Origin of the sequence: Streptomyces sp. NPDC051136, from assembly GCF_044455745.1 — a bacterium.
Taxonomy (GTDB): Bacteria; Actinomycetota; Actinomycetes; order Streptomycetales; family Streptomycetaceae; genus Streptomyces.
The window spans coordinates 27,402-45,738 of the sequence record NZ_JBITFE010000012.1 but is presented as its reverse complement, the minus strand read 5'-3'; the positions used below and the strand labels follow the sequence as shown (position 1 = coordinate 45,738).

The following is an 18,337-nucleotide window of genomic DNA, read 5'->3' as shown; positions in this document are numbered from 1 at the left end:
GCGCGACGTCCGCATCATGGATGACCATAGGGATGCGGAAGCACGAAAGACCGCTGTGAGAGGAGGCGTCCATGGGATCGGTACGCAAGGCGAGTGCGTGGCTCGGCCTCGTCGACGACAACGATGACGAGCGTTACTACGACGACGACTACTCCGAGGGCACCGAGTCCGGGGACGCCTGGGTCACGGACCCCCGGGTCAAGGTGGCCTCGGACGTGGCCGAGGAGACGGGCCGCCGCATCGCGACGGTCACCCCGGACAGCTTCCGGGACGCACGGGCCATCGGTGAGCTGTTCCGGGACGGGGTCCCCGTCATCGTGAACCTGACGGCCATGGAGGGCACCGACGCCAAGCGCGTGGTCGACTTCGCGGCCGGGCTCATCTTCGGCCTGCGCGGTTCGATCGAGCGGGTGTCCACCCGGGTGTTCCTGCTGAGCCCGGCCGACACCCAGGTGATCAGCGGCGAGCCCGCCGCGCACCGTTCCGACGGTTTCTTCAACCAGAGCTGAGGCGGGGCCGCACACCACGGCCCCGCCCCCGCACCCCCGCCGGGCTCCTACCGGAAGGCGTCGAGTCCGGTGAGCGCCTTGCCCAGCACCAACTGGTGCATCTCGACGGTGCCCTCGTAGGTGAGCACCGATTCCAGGTTCGTCGCGTGCCGCATCACGGGATATTCGAGCGAGATCCCGTTGGCGCCGAGGATCGTGCGGGCCGTACGGCAGATGTCGATGGCCTCGCGGACGTTGTTGAGCTTGCCGAAGCTGACCTGCTCGGGACGCAGGCGGCCGGCGTCCATGCGCCGCCCGAGGTGGTGGGCGAGCAGGATCCCCTTGTGCAGTTCGACCGCCATGTCGGCGAGCTTGGCCTGGGTGAGCTGGAAGCCCCCGATCGGCCGCCCGAACTGCTCCCGCGACTTCGCGTACTCCACCGCCGCCTCGAAGGAACTGCGGGCCGCGCCCATCGAACCCCAGACGATGCCGTAACGGGCGTGCGACAGACAGCTCAGCGGCCCGCGCAGCCCGGTCACCTCCGGCAGCACCGCGTCGGCGGGCAGCCGTACGCCGTCCATGACCAGCTCGCTGGTGACGCTGGCCCGCAGGGACCACTTGTGCTTGATCTCCGGCGCGGAGAACCCGGGACTGTCGGTCGGCACGAGGAAACCGCGGATGCCCTCCTCGGTCTGCGCCCAGACGACGGCCACCCCGGCCACCGAGCCGTTGGTGATCCACATCTTGCGCCCGTCGAGCACCCAGTCCCCGCCGGCGTCGCGCTTGGCGCGGGTACGCATGTGGGCCGGGTCGGACCCGTGGTCGGGCTCGGTGAGGCCGAAGCACCCGATGACCTCGCCGGCGGCCATCCGCGGCAGCCAGGTCTGCTTCTGCTCCTCGCTGCCGAAGCGGTGAACGGCGTACATGGCGAGGGAGCCCTGCACGGAGACGAGGGAGCGGATGCCGGAGTCGGCCGCCTCCAGCTCCAGACAGGCCAGCCCGTACTGGACGGCGCTCGCCCCGGCGCAGCCGTACCCGTCGAGGGACATCCCGAGCGCGCCGATGGAGCCCAGCTCGCGCGCCAGCTCCCTGATCCCGGGCAGTTCGCCCTTCTCGTACCAGTCCGCGACGTGCGGCAGCACCCGGTCCGCGGCCCAGCCCCGCACGGTGTCCCGGACCGCCAGGTCCTCGGGTTCGAGCAGGTCGTCGATGCCGAGGGGGTCGGCGGGGTCGAACGCGGGCAACTTGGTGGACGCGGCCATGGGACACCCTCCGGACTGTCAAAACTAGCGCCGCTAGTCAGGCTTGTGGTGCCGACGTTACGATGCGACGCCCCGCGCGTCCACCATGGCCCGGGCCGACGCGCCCCCTCCGGCCCACCAGCCGCGTCCGTCGCCGCTCCCCGGCCGCCCGAGGGCGACGCCCCCGCTCACACCGAGACGCGGGACTGCGACTCCACCGAGTCCCGGGGCGCCGGCACCGACACCGCGTCGCACTGCATCACCCGCGGCAACCGCAACGCCATCACCGCCCCGAGCAGCAGCAACCCCGCGCTCACCACCAACGTCACGTGCAGCCCGTGCACGAACGCGTCCCCCGCGGCCCGTCGCAACGCGACCCCGGCGGGTCCCCCGAGCTGCGCGGCGACCTCGTACGCCTCCCCCAGCGAATGCCCGGCCGCCGCCGACGCCGCCGACGGCACCCCGGGCACGCCCCCCGTCAGCCCCGGCGCGTACGCCGCGTTCATCACGCTGCCCAGCAGGGCGATGCCGATCCCGGCGCCCAGCTGGTAGGAGGTCTCACCGATCGCCGCCGCCCCGCCGGACTGTTCCGGCGGCGCCTCGCTCAGCATCGACTCGTACGCCCCGAACAGCGTCGTCTCCAGGCCGAAGCCGAGCAGCACGAACCCGCTCAGCAGCAGCGCGGTGTTGTCGGCCCGGCCCATCGCCGTCAGCAGCAGCACCGCGAAGGCGGTCAGGCAGAATCCCGCGCACACCGTCCGCCGCGGGCCGAAGCGCCGCAGCAGCCGCGCTCCCGCGAGGCCCGCGCCCATCGCCGCGAAGGTCAGCGGCAGCAGCCGCAGCCCGGTCTCCAGCGGCGACAGCCCGAGCACCAGTTGCAGGTACTGCGCCGCGATCAGCTCAAGACCCACCAGCGCCAGCATCGCCAGCACGATGCACCCGACCGACGTGCTGAACGCCGCCCGCCGGAACATCCGCAGGTCCACCAGCGGGTACGTGCGCCGTCGCTGCCGGCGTACGAAGCCGGCCAGCAGGGCCGCGCCGAGCACCAGCGGCAGCAGGGTGAGCAGGCTCGCCACCGGCTCCCCGCCGCCCAGCCGCTTCACCCCCAGTACGACGCCGAACAGACCGCCCGCCGCCATCAGCGCGCCGACCACGTCCCAGGGCCCGCGGCCGTCGCCCTTCGACTCGGGCAGCAGCAGCCGCCCCACCGGCAGGCTCACCAGCATCAGCGGGATGTTGACGAGGAAGACCGAGCCCCACCAGAAGTGCTCGAGGAGGAAGCCGCCCAGCAGCGGGCCGACCGCCGCGCCGACCGCGGCCACGGCGCTCCAGATGCCGATCGCCAGCGCCCGCTCCCGCCGGTCGGGGAAGACCTGCCGCAGGATCGACAGCGTCGCCGGCATGATCATGGCGCCGCCGACGCCGAGCAGCGCGCGGGCCGCGATCAGCACCTGGGCGCTCTCGGCGAGGGCCGCGAACGCGGAGGCGACGCCGAAGAGGGCGTAGCCGAGCAGCAGGACCCGTCTGCGGCCCACCCGGTCGCCCAGCGTGCCGAAGAGGATCAGCAGCGAGGCGCAGACCAGCGGATAGACGTCGACGATCCAGAGCAGTTCGATGGCGCCGGGCCTGAGGTCCTCAGTGACGGCGGGCACCGCGACGTGCAGCACGGTCGCGTCGACGGCGACGAGCAGCAGGCTCACGCAGAGGACGACCAGGACCACCCAGCGGTTGGCACCGGCCCCGGCCGTCCGACGGCGCGGCGCGGCGGCAGCCGTGGGCGTCCCGGACATGTACGTACCTCCAAGATGTTCCCTCGCGCCCGGCGGGCCGTGGGGTGGGGACTCCCCTGCGGCACGGCCGGAGAGGAGCGGGGGGCTCCGGCCCGTGCAACGGAACGCGAGTGACTCGCCAGAGTACGCGAGACCGGGCATCGCACACGTGGCGGGCCTCACACATCCCCCGTCACCCGTGTGGCATGCGCCACTGCGGTCGCCGTCCCGCCCGCCCCGGCGACGCGACCGCCCTCGTGCCCCGCGGATAATCGAGCCCGTGACCGATCTCGCAACGCGCACCGTGGGCCGCTCCGTCGCCCCGGGCCTGTCCGGTGCCCTGCGCCGGGCCGCCCCGGCGCTGCTCGGCTACGCGGCCGTACGCGCCCTGGGCCTGCTCGTCCTGGCCCTGTGGAGCGCCGCGCGCGACAAGAGCGCGTACACGCTGCTCACGGCCCGGTGGGACTCCCTCTGGTACACGAGGGTGGCGGAGCAGGGGTACGGCTACGAGGTGCGGCTCCCGGGCGGCGACGTGCATTCCGACCTCGCCTTCTTCCCGCTGCTGCCCTGGCTGGAGCGGCTCGGCGCCGCGGTGACCCCGCTGTCGTACGCGGACGTCGGCTTCGTCGTCTCCCTGGTCGCCTCGCTCGCCGCCGCCTGGGGGATCTTCGCGGTGGCGGACCACGTGTACGGCCCCCGCGCGGGCGGGTGCGCGGTGCTGCTGTGGGCGGTGCTGCCGGTCGGCGTCGTGCAGTCGATGGCCTACAGCGAGTCCCTGTTCACCGCGCTGGCCGCCTGGTCGCTGTACGCGGTGCTGACCGGGCGCTGGGTGACCGCGGGGACGCTGGCCGCGCTGGCCGGGCTGACCCGCCCGGTGGGGCTCGCGGTGGCGGCGGCGGTGTGGGCGGCCGCGATCACGACGTGGGTGCGCGCCCGGAGCGGGGGCGAGGGCGACGGCTCGCCCGGCGCGCGCTGCGTGCTCGGCACGGTGCTGGCTCCCCTGGGCGCCGCCGGTTACGTCCTGTGGGTCGGTCACCGCACCGGCAAGGGCCCGCTGGGCTATCTCGACGTGCAGGCCGGCTGGCGCAACGGCTTCGACGGGGGCGTGGCCTTCGCCCGCTTCGTCGCCGGCCGGTTCACGTCCTTCCCCGGGGCCCTGGCGGGCGTCGCACTGACGGTGGGGGTCGCCCTGCTGGTGTGGCTGTACCTGGTGGGCGTACGGCGGCGCCAGCCACTGCCGCTGCTGGTGTACACGGGGCTCGTCACCGTGCTCGCCCTGTGCGCGTCGAGCTACTTCGGCTCGAAGCCCCGGCTGCTGCTGCCCGCGTTCCCGCTGCTGTTTCCCCTGGCCGTGGGCCTGGCCCGGCTGCGCACCGCCAGGTCGGCGCTGCTCGTCTGCGGTGTCGCGGCGGCGTCGGCGGTGTACGGGGCCTTCTGGCTGAACGGCTCCGGGCCGCCCTGACCGTCCCGCGCCCGCCCGACCGGCGCCCGCCCGCCGGCCGCCGGCGCCGCACGATGACCACCGGGACAATTCCGTACCAGCATTCGGTGAACGCATTCATAAGCGGGATAAAATCGCCGGCCGGACAGATCAAAGGAATTGAAGTCCGCAGCCGACCGCCATTGCGGATTACCCGGAAATAGGGCCCCGCCTGAGAGGAATCCCACATCACATCGTCATCACAAAGCCGTTGATTCGTCGGGGATCACTCCTCACTCGCTGTAACGTCGATTGGGTGCGTACCGAACGGAAGCCCACCCGTCTGGACCGGGTGTTCGCGAGACTGGACCGGGAGCCGGAACGACCGGAGCTCCTGGACGCGCCGGAGATGTCCCGGCACAGGCTCGTGCTGTTCGCCTCGACCCTCGCGTTCTACATCGCGATCGTGTGGGCCGTGGTGATCACCTCGTGGCTGGTCCGGCTCGACTGGCAGGTCATGTTCTTCCGGCCCTACCAGCAGTGGCCGCAGATCCACGCGTTCGTCGACTACTACGTGGTGCTCGGCCAGCGCGGCCCCACCGCCGTGATGGTCGCGGCCTGGCTCGGCTGGCGCTCCTGGCGGCAGCACACCCTGCGTCCGCTGCTGGCGCTGGGCGTCTCCCTGCTGCTGCTGAACATCACCGTCGGCGCCGCCAAGTACGGCATGGGCCGGCTGGGACCGCACTACGCGACCACGATCGGCGCCAACGAGATGTGGCTCGGCGGCGATATATTTCCGAGCGGTCACACCGCGAACGCCGTCGTCACCTGGGGCATCCTCGCCTACCTGGCCGCGACGCACCGCGCCAGGCGCTGGCTGTCCGCACTGTCCGCGGTCACCTCGCTCGGGGTGGGGATGTCCACCGTCTACCTCGGTACGCACTGGCTCAGCGACGTGGTCCTCGGCTGGGCGGCGGGACTGCTGATCCTGCTGGCGCTCCCCTGGTTCGAACCGCTGATCGCCCGCGCCGAGGCGTGGATCCTCGGTCTGCGCGACCGCTGGTCCGCCTCTCGCGGCCGCGAGAGGACCGCACGGCGGCCGGTCGGCAGTCCCGCGCCCGCCGCCCCGCCCGCTTCCGGCCGGCCCGAGGCACCGGCCTGCGAGCCGGTCGCCACGCCCCGCAGCGCCCGGCCTCCGGTGTACCTGGCCGCCGGGCCGCACACGACCCGCTCGGACCGTACGCCGGTGACCCCGGCCGCCGGCCGCCGGCCGCCGCACGCCGACCGCCACCCGCGCGGCTCCGCCCCGGCCGCACGCCCCCTGTCGGGCGGCTGACGGCGGGCGTCAGCCCTTCCAGGCGCGGGACACCCGGCCGTCCTTCACCTCGAGGTTCAGGCGGCCCACGCGGTACTCCATGGTGATGACCGTGCCGGGCGCCAGGGACCGCACCGTGGACCAGCCACGCTCCCGCGCCCGCCGTTCGGCCGCGTCGGGATCGAGGCCGACGTAGGTGTCCGGACTGTCCTGCGGCTCGGCCGGTGGTGTCGGAATCGGTGCCATACCGCCACGCTATGCCCTGCCCCGGGAGCGGGGAAGCCCGCACCGGTAACACCGGCCCCTGATGCACCTACGGTCACATCTTTGTCACAGGATCATGCGCGCCGTTTTGATGGAACGCGTTCACCCGAACGGGCGGATTCACCCGTGTTCCGCACGCGGCCCAGGTGAATTTCCGCGCGTCGCGGCAGCGGTTCGAATAAGTGGACGGAAAAGACGCGCGGGGCGCACCGGCGGCACACCGCATTCCGGGCCCGAGCGCACCCGGACATTCCTTCGCGAGCCCGCTGCGGAAGAGATCGTGAGGCGCTTACGCGAATCCCACATCGGACATGCGGGGTCAGTCCGGTCAGGCTTCCAGCGGGGCGACGACGAGCGAGAGGTCGTTGTCCCCGGTGTAGTACGGCCCGGCCTCTCCGGGGCCGCGCGACGTGCGCACGCGTGCGCGGGGGAAGGTGAACACGGGGTTCTTGTCGGCGACGTCGTCCAGCAGCCGCGCGAGCCGCACGGCGGGACCCGAGTCGCCGGCGGGCCGCAGCCACAGGTCCCACAGGCCCGGCGCCAAGCCGTCGTAGGGCACGGTGAAGACGAACTCCGTCCGCTCGGCCGCGACGTCCAGCCGGCGTACGCCGTCGCCCCCGTCCCCGCCCTCCCCGGGCCGGGCGCGCAGCTCGGCGTACGCCCCGGGCGCGAGCCGGGTGCCGTACACCCTCCCGCGCACCGTCAGGCCGCTGTCGGCGAGGCCCAGCTCCCCCGCCTCGGCGTGCGGGGCGCGCAGCCAGCTGCGGACAGTGAGGTTGCCCTGCGGGGTGGCGTACGGGATGCGGACGGCGACGTGGCCGAGCAGCCCGCCGGGGGTGCGCTCGGCGAGGGAGCGCAGGTCGGTCACACCGGGCACCAGGCGGCGCGGCCCGCCGCCGGACAGGCGGGCGTAGGCGTCCCAGCGGCCCTCGGGCAGGGACACGCTGCTGGGCAGCGCGGCGCGCAGCCGGCCCTCGGCCGCCGGGGCCAGCGGCAGGCTCACCGTGTCCGCGGGATCCTCGCCGTCGGCCCCGCGGCGGCGCAGGATCAGCAGGGCCGCCCCGGTCTTTCCGCGCGCGGCGACGTCGAAGGTCAGACCGCCCGCGGAGTCGCCGATGCAGTCGGCGCGCAGCGGGGCGGCCGGCGGGGCCGGCGGCATCATGCGGTGCGGTTCCTCCACTGGGCTTCTCGTCGCCCAGTGAGACCCGGGACCCCGCCTCCTGGTTGTCCGTGTCCGATTGCGATGTGGTCACGACCCGTGCGAACGCCCGGGGACGGCGCTTTCCGGTCACCCGGTTCATTCGCTGATTTCCTGATTTGTCGACTCGTGACCACGAGGATGCCGCTCGCCCCTCCGCCCCAATCCCTGTACGCAGCAGCTGACTTGGGCCGGACGGGACGGCTGCGGCCCCGGAGCGGTCGCGGGCGTCGCATGGTTCGATTCCGTTGGCCATGGGGCGTGACTCCCGCCACCGGTCCCCCGTTGTCCATGCATGAGCCGGGGACCCGCCCGGACCACGGCCCGGGAGCCACCCGGTCCGGCCACGCACCGCATCCCGAGGGAGCCACCCGTGCCGCGCATGCTCGACGTCAGCGACGACGTACGCGCCGAGATCGGCGACGAAGAAGCCGACCGCCTGCTGGCCGGGGAGTCCGCCCCGGGCAGCTACGACTGCACGTCCTGCCGCACCCCGGGCGACTGTGAGCAGGAGCGCACCAGCACCGTCCTGTTCATCGGCGACGAGACCGCCGTGCTCGCCTTCGCCCACGCGGGCTGCCTGCCCTCGCAGGTCGTCAAGGTCACCGAGGAGCAGTTGCAGGGGGCCGTGCGGTCCATCAGCGCCGACCAGGCCCGCTCCGAGTCCGCTGCCGCCGCGCCCCAGAAGTCCTCGCCCGAGCAGGCCGTGCTCGGTGTGACCAGCGGGCTGATCCTGATCGCCGGAGAGCTGCACCCCGCCCTCGTGGTGGAACCGACCGCTCCCATCGCACGGCCCGGCACGGCCGGTGCGGGCGACGACTTCCTGCCGCTGCTGATCGAGCAGGGCTTCATGCCGGTCACCGAACTGGTGACCGCGCCGGCCGTGCTGCACGGCTGGTCCGTCCTGCTGGCGATGGGCCAGCTGCACGCGGTGCTGCAACCCGGGGCGGCCGGCGGGCGGCCGGTGGCCTGGTGGCAGGCGCACCAGCCGCTCCAGGTCACCGAGGGCTGGCGCACGGCGGCCAACAAGCACCAGCAGGTGCTGATGTTCGCCGCGCCCGTCGGGTCGATCGGCCGGCAGCCGCGCGAGGACCTGCTGCGGGACGCGCTGGACAAGGCGGCGGCGAACGGCCAGCTGGTCGCGGCGGCGCTGCCGCTGGCCGGCACCTGAGCCCGTTCACGCGGCTTCCGGACGGCCGTCGCCCCGGCCGCATCCCTTCCCGCGCGAGGTCGTTTGGACATACGTGTACGCATACGACGCCTTCCACCGCCACGGCGGCCCCTCGGCCACGCCGATCTACGACGCGCTCTACGCCGAGTACGTCCGGTCCTTCCGATCGCTGCCGGGCGATCGCAGCGGTGAGGAGGAGCTGGGGTTCACGGCCTTCCGGAGCATCCCGCGCGGCAGAAGTGCCTACAGCGCCTACAGCGCGGGGGCCCAGAGCGCCCGCGTCGGCCAGCAGTCGGTGTGGCAGCGCGTCAGCGGCACGCACCACGTTCCGGCCGCGCTGCCACCGGCCCCGCGGTCCGGCACCTGAGGGCAGGACGAGTGACGCGAGAGGGCGCCCCCCGGCCGGGGGCGCCCTCTCGCGTGGCGGTGGGTCCTACTTCTTCTTCGCGCCGCGCTTCTCGCGCACCCGCACGGAGATGTGGATCGGCGTCCCCTCGAAGGAGAACTCCTCGCGCAGCCGGCGCTCGATGAAGCGCCGGTAGCCCGCCTCGATGAAGCCCGAGGCGAAGAGCACGAACCGCGGGGGCTTGGTGCCCGCCTGGGTGCCGAAGAGGATGCGCGGCTGCTTGCCGCCCCGCACGGGGTGCGGGTGGGCGGCGACCAGCTCGCCGAGGAAGGCGTTGAGCCGGCCCGTCGGGACCCGGGTCTCCCAGCCGGCCAGGGCGGTCTCGATCGCGGGAACCAGCTTCTCCATGTGGCGGCCGGTCTGGGCCGAGACGTTGACCCGCGGCGCCCACGCCACCTGGCCCAGCTCGGTCTCGATCTCCCGCTCCAGGTAGTAGCGGCGCTCCTCGTCGAGGGTGTCCCACTTGTTGTAGGCGACGACGACCGCGCGGCCCGCCTCGACGGCCATGGTGACGATCCGCTGGTCCTGCACCGAGATCGACTCGGACGCGTCGATCAGGATGACCGCGACCTCCGCCTTCTCGACGGCGGCGGCGGTGCGCAGCGAGGCGTAGTAGTCGGCGCCCTGCTGGAGGTGGACGCGCTTGCGGATGCCCGCCGTGTCGACGAACTTCCAGGTGACGCCGCCCAGCTCGATCAGCTCGTCGACCGGGTCGCGGGTGGTGCCGGCCAGCTCGTTGACGACGACGCGCTCCTCGCCCGCCACCTTGTTCAGCAGCGAGGACTTGCCGACGTTGGGGCGGCCGATCAGCGCGATGCGGCGGGGGCCGCCGACGGCGGTGCCGAAGGTCTGCGCCGGGGCCTCGGGCAGCGCCTCCAGGACGCGGTCCAGCATGTCGCCGGTGCCGCGGCCGTGCAGCGCGGAGACCGGGTGCGGCTCGCCCAGGCCCAGCGACCACAGGTAGGAGGCGTCGGCCTCGCCGCTCGGGCCGTCGACCTTGTTGGCGCACAGCACGACGGGCTTGCCGGCCTTGCGCAGCAGCCGGACGACCGCCTCGTCGGTGTCGGTGGCGCCGACCTTGGCGTCCACGACGAAGACCACCGCGTCGGCGGCCTCGATCGCGTACTCGGCCTGCGCGGCCACGGAGGCGTCGATGCCGAGGACGTCCTGCTCCCAGCCGCCGGTGTCGACGACCTTGAAGCGGCGGCCGGCCCACTCGGCCTCGTAGGTGACGCGGTCGCGGGTGACGCCGGGCTTGTCCTCGACGACGGCCTCGCGGCGGCCGATGATGCGGTTCACGAGGGTCGACTTGCCGACGTTGGGGCGGCCGACGACGGCGAGGACGGGCAGCGGGCCGTGCCCGGCCTCCTCGATCGCGCCCTCGACCTCCTGGATGTCGAAGCCCTCTTCGGCGGCCAGCTCCATGAACTGCGCGTACTCGGCGTCGCCGAGCGCCCCGTGGTCGTGCTCCTCGCCCGAGCCCTCGGAGTGGATGTGGTCGTTCATGAAGTCCGTACCTCGTTCATCGTGGTGATCGGTGGTGCACCCCTGTACCGGGTGATCCACTACTCAAGTGTCACTCAGCGCCCGGTGAGGCGCCTGGCGTTTTCCAGGTGCGCGGTGAGCTGCTTCTGGATGCGTTCGGTGGCCTCGTCCAGCGCCTTGCGGGTGCGCCGCCCGCTGCCGTCGCCCGCGTCGAACGGGTCGCCGAAGACGACGTCGACGCGGGTGCGCAGCGGGGGCAGCGCCTTTATCAACCGTCCGGGACGGTCCGTGCTTCCCAGTACCGCGACCGGGACGATCGGGGCACCGCTGCGCACCGCGAAGTAGGCGAGCCCGGCCCGCAGCGAGGCGAAGTCGCCCTCGCCCCGGGTGCCCTCCGGGAAGATGCCCAGCACGCCGCCGTCGGCCAGCACGCCGAGCGCCTGCCCTATGGCCGCGCGGTCGGCGGAGTGGCGGTCGACCTTCAGCTGGCCGATGCCGGTCAGGAAGCGCCCGAGCGGGCCGACGAACGCCTCCTTCTTGATCAGGAAGTGCGTCGGCCGGGGCGCCACGCCCATGACCATAGGGCCGTCGATGTTGTGCGCGTGGTTGACGGCGTAGATCACCGGGCCGGTGGCGGGCACCCGCCAGGCGCCGAGCACGCGCGGCTTCCACAGCCCGTACATCAGGCCGACGCCGATGCGCCGGCCGACCTCGGCGCCCTTCTCCGAGGGGACGGGCGCTGCGGAGGACGCGGTCACTTCCCCGCCCGCTTCTCCTCGACGAGGGTGACGACGCACTCGATGACCTGCGGCAGGGTGAGGGCGGTGGTGTCCACCTCGACCGCGTCGCCGGCCTTGGCCAGCGGGGAGGTCTTGCGGCTGGAGTCGGCCGCGTCCCGCTTGATCAGGGCCTCGCGGGTGGCGTTGACGTCGGCGCCCTTCAGCTCGCCGCTGCGGCGGGCGGCGCGGGCCTCCGCCGAGGCGGTGAGGAAGATCTTGAGGTCGGCGTCCGGCAGCACGGTGGTGCCGATGTCGCGGCCCTCGACGACGATGCCGAGCGGCGCGGCGGCGGCGATGGAGCGCTGCAGCTCCGTGATCCGGGCGCGGATCTCGGGCACGGCGCTGACCGCGCTGACCTTGGAGGTGACCTCCTGGGTGCGGATCGGGCCGGCCACGTCCACGCCGTCGACCGTGATGGTCGGGCCGGCCGGGTCGGTGCCGGAGACGATCTCGGGCTTGCCGGCCGCGGCGGCGACGGCGTGCGGGTCGTCGGTGTCGATGCCGTTGCTGACCATCCACCACGTGATCGCCCGGTACTGCGCACCGGTGTCCAGGTAGCTCAGGCCGAGCTGTGCGGCCACGGCCTTCGACGTGCTCGACTTGCCCGTGCCGGAGGGACCGTCGATGGCGACAATCACGGCCGGGACGGTCGGGGCGGCGCCGTTTTCCACGAGGGGACACCTTCCTGGTGCGGTGCGGTGGGTGGTGTGCGGGACGCGAGCGCGTCCCGGACAGGGCCTGTCCGACGATCTTCCGTCGTCCGCCCGGCCGGGCAGGCGGGAATCGTCGGACAGGCTCTAGGTTACCGGGCCGCCGGGGCCCCTCCGACAGGCGTCCGGGGCCGCGATCACTGGCGGATCGCCCAGCCCCGCTCCTTCAGGGCCGCGGTGAGGACGGCGGCGGCCTTCGGCTCCACCATGAGCTGCACCAGACCCGCCTGCTGTCCGGTCGCGTGCTCGATGCGTACGTCCTCGATGTTGACCCCGGCCCGTCCCGCGTCCGCGAAGATGCGGGCCAGCTGGCCGGGCTGGTCGTCGATGAGGACGGCCACCGTCTCGTAGGCCCGCGGGGCCGAGCCGTGCTTGCCGGGTACGCGGACCTGCCCGGCGTTGCCGCGCCGCAGCACCTCGGCGATGCCGCTGCCGCCCTCGCGGCGCTTGTCCTCGTCGGCGGACTGCAGGGCGCGCAGGGCTCGTACGGTCTCCTCCAGGTCGGCGGCGACGTCGGTGAGCAGGTCGGCGACCGGACCCGGGTTGGCGGACAGGATGTCGATCCACATCCGGGGGTCGGAGGCGGCGATCCGGGTCACGTCGCGGATGCCCTGGCCGCACAGTCGTACGGCGGCCTCCTCGGCGTGCTCCAGGCGCGCGGCGACCATGCTGGAGACCAGGTGGGGCATGTGGGAGACGAGGGCCACGGCACGGTCGTGGGCGTCGGCGTCCATCACCACGGGCACCGCGCGGCAGTGCGAGACCAGCTCCAGGGCGAGGTTCAGCACCTCGGTGTCGGTGTCCCGGGTCGGGGTGAGCACCCAGGGGCGGCCCTCGAAGAGGTCGGCGGTGGCGGCCAGCGGCCCGGACTTCTCGCGGCCGGACATCGGGTGCGTGCCGATGTAGGCGGACAGGTCGAGTCCGCGTGCCTCCAGTTCCCGCCGGGGGCCGCCCTTGACGCTGGCCACGTCGATGTAGCCGCGGGCGGCGCCGCGGGCCATGGCGTCGGCGAGCACGTCGGCGACCAGGGCGGGCGGTGCGGCGACGATCGCGAGGTCGACCGGCCCGTCCGGGGTCTCGTCGGTGCCGGCGCCGAGCGCGGCGGCGGTGCGGGCCTGACCGGGGTCGTGGTCGGCGAGGTGGACGGTGACGCCGCGCGCGGTGAGGGCGAGCGCGGCGGAGGTGCCGATCAGGCCGGTGCCGATGACGAGTGCGGTTCTCACTGGGCGATGTCCTTGCGCAGGGCCGCGGCGGCGCCGAGGTAGACGTGGGCGATCTCGGCGCGGGGCCGGTCGGACTCGATGTGGGCGAGGACCCGGACGACGCGCGGCATGGCGCCCTCGACGTCCAGCTCCTGGGCGCAGATCAGCGGCACGTCGGTGATGCCGAGCCCGCGGGCGGCGGCGGCCGGGAAGTCGCTGTGCAGGTCGGGGGTGGCGGTGAACCACAGGCTGATCAGGTCGTCGACCGTCAGGCCGTTGCGCTCCATGAGGGCGGTCAGCAGGGCCGCGACCTGCTCGTCCATGTGCCCCGCCTCGTCCCGTTCCAGTTGGACGGCGCCCCGGACCGCTCGTACCGCCACGGCGATGCTCCTTGCTGACGTTGCTGACGCGTGTTTGGCCTCTTGGTCCGTCCAGCCTAGTCAGCCCCCCTGGCTCCGGCCCGCGGCGCCCGTCCTCTGAGACGCCGGTAATTCGCTCCGCCCGGCGTGACCGGCCCGCGTACGCTCCCGCCATGCACCCCGAGACCCTGGTCCGCGACCACACGATCTACGCCTGTGTCATGGGCTCGCGCGCCTTCGGTCTGGCGACGCGGGACAGCGACACGGACCGCCGCGGTGTCTTCCTCGCGCCCACGGAGCTGTACTGGCGCTTCGAGAAGCCGCCGACGCACGTGGAGGGCCCCGGGGAGGAGCGGTTCAGCTGGGAGCTGGAGCGCTTCTGCGAGCTGGCGCTGCGGGCGAACCCGAACATCCTGGAGTGCCTGCACTCCCCGCTCGTGGAGTACGTGGACGACACGGGCCTCGAACTGCTGGCGCTGCGCGAGGCGTTCCTGTCCCGCCGGGCCCACGACACGTTCACCCGGTACGCGCACGGCCAGCGCCACAAGCTGGACGCCGACGTGCGCGTCCACGGCGCCCCGCGCTGGAAGCACGCGATGCACCTGCTGCGGCTGCTGACCAGCGCCCGCGACCTGCTGCGCACGGGCGCCCTGACGATCGACGTCGGCGAGGAGCGGGAGTCGCTGCTCGCGGTGAAGCGCGGCGAGGTGCCCTGGCCGGAGGTGGAGGCGCGGATGACCCGACTGGCGCGGGAGGGCGAGGAAGCCGCCCGGCGCAGCCCGCTGCCGGCCGGACCGGACCGGCGCCGCGTCGAGGACTTCCTGTACCGCGCCCGCCGCGCCTCGGCGCTCCGGCCGGGTCCGTACGACGAAGTCGTGCAGGGCGTCGTACGCGGCCGGGGCGCCGGGGAGCACTGACGCGGCCCGCGCCTCAGGCGTCCCAGAGCGCTCCGAGGGCCAGCAGGTCGCTGCGGTACTCGATGCGGTCCGCCCAGTCGGCCGGCCAGGCGTCGGGGCCCAGGTGGGCGCCCGCGAAGGCGCCCGCGAGGCAGGCGATGGAGTCGGAGTCGCCGGAGGTGCAGGCGCCGCGGCGCAGGGCGGTCAGCGGCTCGTCGACGAAGAGCAGGAAGCAGAGCAGTCCCGCGGCCAGGGCCTCCTCCGCGATCCAGCCCTCGCCGACGGCGAGGCAGGGGTCGGTCTCGGGCGACACGGTGCGCACCGCGTCCCGGAGCCGGTCGAGCGCCGCCAGGCACTCGTCCCAGCCGCGGGCGATGAAGCGCTCGGGCGTCGGGTCCTGGGTGCGGGTCCACAGGTCGCCGAGCCAGCGCTCGTGGTAGCGGGTGCGGTTGTCGTAGGCGTACGAGCGCAGCCGCCCGACCAGCCCGGTCGGCTCGGCGCCCTCGGCCAGCAGCCGTACGGCGTGCGCGGTGAGGTCGGAGGCGGCGAGCGCGGTGGGGTGCCCGTGGGTGAGCGCGGACTGCAACTGGGCGGCGCCCGCACGCTGTTCGTCGCTCAGTCCGGGTATGAGGCCGACCGGCGCGACGCGCATGTTGGCGCCGCAGCCCTTGGAGTGGATCTGGCTGGCGTCCTGCCAGGGGCGGTCTCCTCGCTCCAGGAGACCGCAGGCCCTGAGGCAGGTGTTGCCGGGGGCCCGGTTGTTCTCCGGTGAGCGGTTCCAGGCGATGAACCCCTGCCGCACCGGCTCGGTCATCCCTTCGGGTGCCAGGACGCCCCGGTCCATTGCCGTCCGCAGCCCCTTGCCCAGCGCGAGCGTCATCTGCGTGTCGTCGGTGACGATCGCGGGCCGGGGCAGCGTCATCTCCCGCCAGGGGCCGCACTTGGCGAGGATGGCCGGGACGTCGTCGAACTCGGTGGGGAAGCCCAGTGCGTCGCCGAGGGCGAGGCCGGTGAGCGCTCCGGTGGCGGCGCGCTCGGTGCCGGTGGTCGTGGTCATGCGGGGCGTCCTTCCCGAGGGGTGCGGAGCAGCGGTGGGTGCAGTGCTGTGGCCGGTCCCGCGCGGTAGACGGCGGCGGGCTTGCCGCGGCCTCCGGTGAGGCGGGCGGCGCCCGGGACGGGCTCGACGAAGCCGGGGGTGGCGAGGACCTTGCGGCGGAAGTTGGGCCGGTCCAGGGCCGTGCCCCACACCGTCTCGTAGACCTGCTGCAGCTCGCCGAGGGTGAACTCGTCCGGGCAGAAGGCGGTGGCCAGGCAGGTGTACTCCAGCTTGGCGCCGACCCGCTCCCGGGCGTCGGCCAGGATCCGGTCGTGATCGAAGGCGAGGCCCTCGGCCCTCTCGTACGGCATCCAGCGGGCCTCGGCCGCGTCACCGCCGCCGTACGGCTCGGGGGGACGGGGCAGCAGGGCTGCGAAGGCGACGGACACGACCCGCATCCGGGGGTCGCGGCCGGGGTCGCTGTAGGTCCGCAGCTGCTCCAGGTGCAGCCCGGTCACGTCCGCCAGGCCGGTCTCCTCGGCCAGCTCACGGCGGGCCGCCTGCTCCGCGGACTCGTCGGGCAGCAGGAAGCCGCCGGGCAGTGCCCAGCGGCCCGCGTACGGCTCCTGGCCCCGCTCGACGAGCAGCGCGTGCAGCGCGCCCGCGCGGAGCGTGAGGACGGCGAGGTCCACGGTCACCGCGAAGGGCTCGAAGGCGTGCTTGTCGTAGCCGCGCACGAACACCCACCCCCTTAATAGTCACCAGGACTATAAAGAGAGGTGGGTGCGTGGGACAACCCCCGGAGCCTCGCGGCTCCCGGAACCCCTAGAGCTCGACCTCCTGCATGAGCATCCCGACCTCCGTGTTGGACAGGCGTCGCAGCCACCCCGACTTCTGGTCGCCCAGGGTGATCGGCCCGAACGCGGTGCGCACCAGCTTGTCGACCGGGAAGCCCGCCTCGGCCAGCATCCGGCGGACGATGTGCTTGCGGCCCTCGTGCAGGGTCACCTCGACCAGGTAGTTCTTGCCGGTCTGCTCGACGACCCGGAAGTGGTCGGCGCGCGCGTACCCGTCCTCCAGCTGGATGCCGTCCTTGAGGCGCTTGCCGAGGTCGCGCGGGATCGGGCCCACGATGTGCGCGAGGTAGGTCTTCTTCACGCCGTACCGGGGGTGGGTCAGGCGGTGGGCCAGCTCGCCGTGGTTGGTGAGCAGGATGACGCCCTCGGTCTCGGTGTCGAGCCGGCCGACGTGGAAGAGACGGGTCTCGCGGTTGGTGACGTAGTCACCGAGGCACTGGCGGCCCTCCGGGTCCTCCATGGTGGAGACGACACCGGCGGGCTTGTTCAGCGAGAAGAACTGGTACGACTGCGTGGCCACGGTCAGGCCGTCGACCTTGACCTCGTCCTTCTCCGGGTCGACGCGGCGCCCCTGCTCCAGCACGATCTCGCCGTTGATCTCGACCCTGGCCTGCTCGATCAGCTCCTCGCAGGCACGCCGGGAGCCGTAGCCCGCGCGCGCGAGGACCTTCTGCAGCCGCTCGCCCTCCTGCTCGGCGCCGGGGAAGGTCTTGGGCAGCTTGACGTCCTTCTTGCCCGCGTACCGCTCGCGGTTGCGCTCCTCGGCCCGCGTCTCGTACTCGCGGGACGTGGCGGGGGCGCTGCGGCCGCGCTGCTGGGGCCGCTTCGGGCCGCCCTTCGCACCACCGCGGGCCGCGGGGCCGCGGCCGGACTTCGGGCCGTCCTTGGTCGCGCCGGGGCCCACGTCATAGCGCCGCTCCTCCGGGCGCGGCTTCTTGGGACGGCCCCCCTGCTTGTCGTCGCGGTCGTTGCCGGCGCCGCGGTAGTTGCCGCGGCCACCGCCACTCCCGCCGCGGCCGCCGCTGTTGCCACCACGGCTCCCGCCGTTGTTTCCGCTGCTGTTCCTGCCGCTGCTGCTTCGCATCAAAATTCCGTCTTGTCGTCTGCGTCCCCGGCTTCCGGGGCGTCCGGATCGAACGACGGGACCCCTTCCAGCGTCTCGGCCTCGATCGCCTCCGCCTCCGGGAGGAAGGGCGCGAGCTCCGGGAGCTCGTCCAGGCCGCGCAGGCCCATCCGCTCCAGGAAGTAGTTCGTCGTCACGTACAGGATCGCACCTGTTTCGGGTTCCGTGCCCGCCTCCCCGACCAGGCCCCGTTGCAGGAGGGTGCGCATCACGCCGTCGCAGTTCACCCCGCGCACCGCCGAGACGCGGCTGCGGCTGACCGGCTGGCGGTAGGCGACGACCGCGAGGGTCTCCAGCGCGGCCTGGGTGAGGCGGGCGTGCTGGCCGTCCAGGACGAAGCCCTCGACGGCGGCGGCGTACTCGGCCCGGCTGTAGAAGCGCCAGCCGCCCGCGACCAGGCGCAGCTCGAAGCCGCGGCCCTGGGCGGCGTACTCGTCGGCCAGCTCGCGCAGGGCGTCGGCGATCCGCCGCCGGGGCCGTTGCAGTATCTTCGCCAGCTGTTCCTCGGTCGCGGGTTCGTCGACGACCATGAGGACGGCCTCCAGCGCGGGCTTCAGGTCGAGCCCGGCGACACCGTCCGGGCCGCCCGCGCCCTCCGTGGCCGGCTGCGCGCCT

The 18,337-nt window shown here is 73.4% G+C and carries 19 protein-coding genes; 6 read left to right on the top strand and 13 right to left on the bottom strand.

Annotated features, from left to right (window positions below):
• The first annotated feature begins 71 nt into the window (after nucleotides 1–71).
• On the top strand, nucleotides 72–509 hold the full coding sequence (locus ACIBCJ_RS30360; protein ID WP_365980657.1) for a cell division protein SepF: 438 nt from the start codon (nucleotides 72–74) through the stop codon (nucleotides 507–509).
• A gap of 47 nt (nucleotides 510–556) precedes the next feature.
• Here ACIBCJ_RS30360 and ACIBCJ_RS30355 read toward each other — a convergent pair whose 3' ends face one another.
• Together ACIBCJ_RS30355 and ACIBCJ_RS30350 are read right to left on the bottom strand one after the other, a co-directional pair.
• Complete coding sequence (locus ACIBCJ_RS30355; RefSeq protein ID WP_362104248.1) at nucleotides 557–1,750, bottom strand: acyl-CoA dehydrogenase family protein; 1,194 nt, start codon at nucleotides 1,748–1,750, stop codon at nucleotides 557–559.
• 167 nt (nucleotides 1,751–1,917) lie between these two features.
• On the bottom strand, nucleotides 1,918–3,522 hold the full coding sequence (locus tag ACIBCJ_RS30350; RefSeq protein ID WP_362512205.1) for an MFS transporter: 1,605 nt from the start codon (nucleotides 3,520–3,522) through the stop codon (nucleotides 1,918–1,920).
• Between the two features lie 259 nt (nucleotides 3,523–3,781).
• On the opposite strand from ACIBCJ_RS30350, the gene ACIBCJ_RS30345 reads away from it, so the two are divergent.
• Nucleotides 3,782–4,963 carry a mannosyltransferase family protein gene (locus ACIBCJ_RS30345; protein ID WP_365980658.1) on the top strand — a complete coding sequence of 394 codons (1,182 nt, stop codon included), beginning with the start codon at nucleotides 3,782–3,784 and terminating at the stop codon, nucleotides 4,961–4,963.
• A gap of 274 nt (nucleotides 4,964–5,237) precedes the next feature.
• Complete coding sequence (locus ACIBCJ_RS30340; protein WP_362512199.1) at nucleotides 5,238–6,257, top strand: phosphatase PAP2 family protein; 1,020 nt, start codon at nucleotides 5,238–5,240, stop codon at nucleotides 6,255–6,257.
• Between the two features lie 9 nt (nucleotides 6,258–6,266).
• Here the strand turns inward: ACIBCJ_RS30340 and ACIBCJ_RS30335 are convergent, their stop codons facing one another.
• Both ACIBCJ_RS30335 and ACIBCJ_RS30330 read right to left on the bottom strand, forming a co-directional pair.
• Nucleotides 6,267–6,482 (bottom strand): I78 family peptidase inhibitor, encoded by a 216-nt coding sequence (locus tag ACIBCJ_RS30335; protein ID WP_362104239.1) that lies wholly within the window; start codon nucleotides 6,480–6,482, stop codon nucleotides 6,267–6,269.
• A 346-nt stretch (nucleotides 6,483–6,828) separates the two neighbouring features.
• On the bottom strand, nucleotides 6,829–7,662 hold the full coding sequence (locus tag ACIBCJ_RS30330) for a hypothetical protein (protein ID WP_362512196.1): 834 nt from the start codon (nucleotides 7,660–7,662) through the stop codon (nucleotides 6,829–6,831).
• A gap of 409 nt (nucleotides 7,663–8,071) precedes the next feature.
• Between ACIBCJ_RS30330 and ACIBCJ_RS30325 the strand changes: the two genes are divergently transcribed.
• Both ACIBCJ_RS30325 and ACIBCJ_RS30320 read left to right on the top strand, forming a co-directional pair.
• The gene (locus tag ACIBCJ_RS30325; RefSeq protein ID WP_362104235.1) at nucleotides 8,072–8,869 is read left to right on the top strand and encodes a hypothetical protein; all 798 of its coding nucleotides are present in this window, start codon (nucleotides 8,072–8,074) and stop codon (nucleotides 8,867–8,869) included.
• A gap of 73 nt (nucleotides 8,870–8,942) precedes the next feature.
• Entirely contained in the window at nucleotides 8,943–9,236 is a 294-nt protein-coding gene (locus ACIBCJ_RS30320; RefSeq protein WP_362104233.1) for a hypothetical protein, read from the top strand.
• 66 nt (nucleotides 9,237–9,302) lie between these two features.
• Here the strand turns inward: ACIBCJ_RS30320 and der are convergent, their stop codons facing one another.
• The 5 genes from der to aroH all read right to left on the bottom strand — a co-directional run bounded on the left by der (nucleotide 9,303) and on the right by aroH (nucleotide 13,831).
• A complete protein-coding gene (der, locus tag ACIBCJ_RS30315) occupies nucleotides 9,303–10,781 on the bottom strand; it encodes a ribosome biogenesis GTPase Der (protein WP_362107333.1) in 1,479 nt (492 codons plus the stop codon).
• A 74-nt stretch (nucleotides 10,782–10,855) separates the two neighbouring features.
• Nucleotides 10,856–11,518, bottom strand: a complete 663-nt coding sequence (locus ACIBCJ_RS30310; RefSeq protein ID WP_362511788.1) for a lysophospholipid acyltransferase family protein — start codon at nucleotides 11,516–11,518, stop codon at nucleotides 10,856–10,858.
• The gene (gene cmk, locus ACIBCJ_RS30305; protein WP_133887902.1) at nucleotides 11,515–12,210 is read right to left on the bottom strand and encodes a (d)CMP kinase; all 696 of its coding nucleotides are present in this window, start codon (nucleotides 12,208–12,210) and stop codon (nucleotides 11,515–11,517) included. The genes ACIBCJ_RS30310 and cmk overlap by 4 nt, the downstream gene beginning before the upstream one ends.
• Nucleotides 12,211–12,386: 176 nt before the next feature.
• A complete protein-coding gene (locus ACIBCJ_RS30300) occupies nucleotides 12,387–13,472 on the bottom strand; it encodes a prephenate dehydrogenase (RefSeq protein ID WP_133887901.1) in 1,086 nt (361 codons plus the stop codon).
• Entirely contained in the window at nucleotides 13,469–13,831 is a 363-nt protein-coding gene (gene aroH, locus ACIBCJ_RS30295) for a chorismate mutase (protein ID WP_061445536.1), read from the bottom strand. The genes ACIBCJ_RS30300 and aroH overlap by 4 nt, the downstream gene beginning before the upstream one ends.
• Before the next feature lie 152 nt (nucleotides 13,832–13,983).
• Here aroH and ACIBCJ_RS30290 point away from each other — a divergent pair, with 152 nt between their 5' ends.
• Nucleotides 13,984–14,727: a DNA polymerase beta superfamily protein gene (locus ACIBCJ_RS30290; protein ID WP_365980659.1), complete on the top strand. Its 744-nt coding sequence runs from the start codon at nucleotides 13,984–13,986 to the stop codon at nucleotides 14,725–14,727.
• Between the two features lie 13 nt (nucleotides 14,728–14,740).
• Here the strand turns inward: ACIBCJ_RS30290 and ACIBCJ_RS30285 are convergent, their stop codons facing one another.
• The 4 genes from ACIBCJ_RS30285 to scpB all read right to left on the bottom strand — a co-directional run bounded on the left by ACIBCJ_RS30285 (nucleotide 14,741) and on the right by scpB (nucleotide 18,252).
• Entirely contained in the window at nucleotides 14,741–15,763 is a 1,023-nt protein-coding gene (locus tag ACIBCJ_RS30285) for an ADP-ribosylglycohydrolase family protein (protein WP_365980660.1), read from the bottom strand.
• Nucleotides 15,760–16,479, bottom strand: a complete 720-nt coding sequence (locus ACIBCJ_RS30280; RefSeq protein ID WP_362107349.1) for an NUDIX domain-containing protein — start codon at nucleotides 16,477–16,479, stop codon at nucleotides 15,760–15,762. Before ACIBCJ_RS30280 ends, ACIBCJ_RS30285 begins: the two co-directional genes overlap by 4 nt.
• 88 nt (nucleotides 16,480–16,567) lie before the next feature.
• Nucleotides 16,568–17,683 (bottom strand): pseudouridine synthase, encoded by a 1,116-nt coding sequence (locus ACIBCJ_RS30275; RefSeq protein WP_365980661.1) that lies wholly within the window; start codon nucleotides 17,681–17,683, stop codon nucleotides 16,568–16,570.
• A complete protein-coding gene (gene scpB / locus ACIBCJ_RS30270) occupies nucleotides 17,683–18,252 on the bottom strand; it encodes an SMC-Scp complex subunit ScpB (protein WP_243860100.1) in 570 nt (189 codons plus the stop codon). Before scpB ends, ACIBCJ_RS30275 begins: the two co-directional genes overlap by 1 nt.
• Nucleotides 18,253–18,337: the final 85 nt, after the last annotated feature.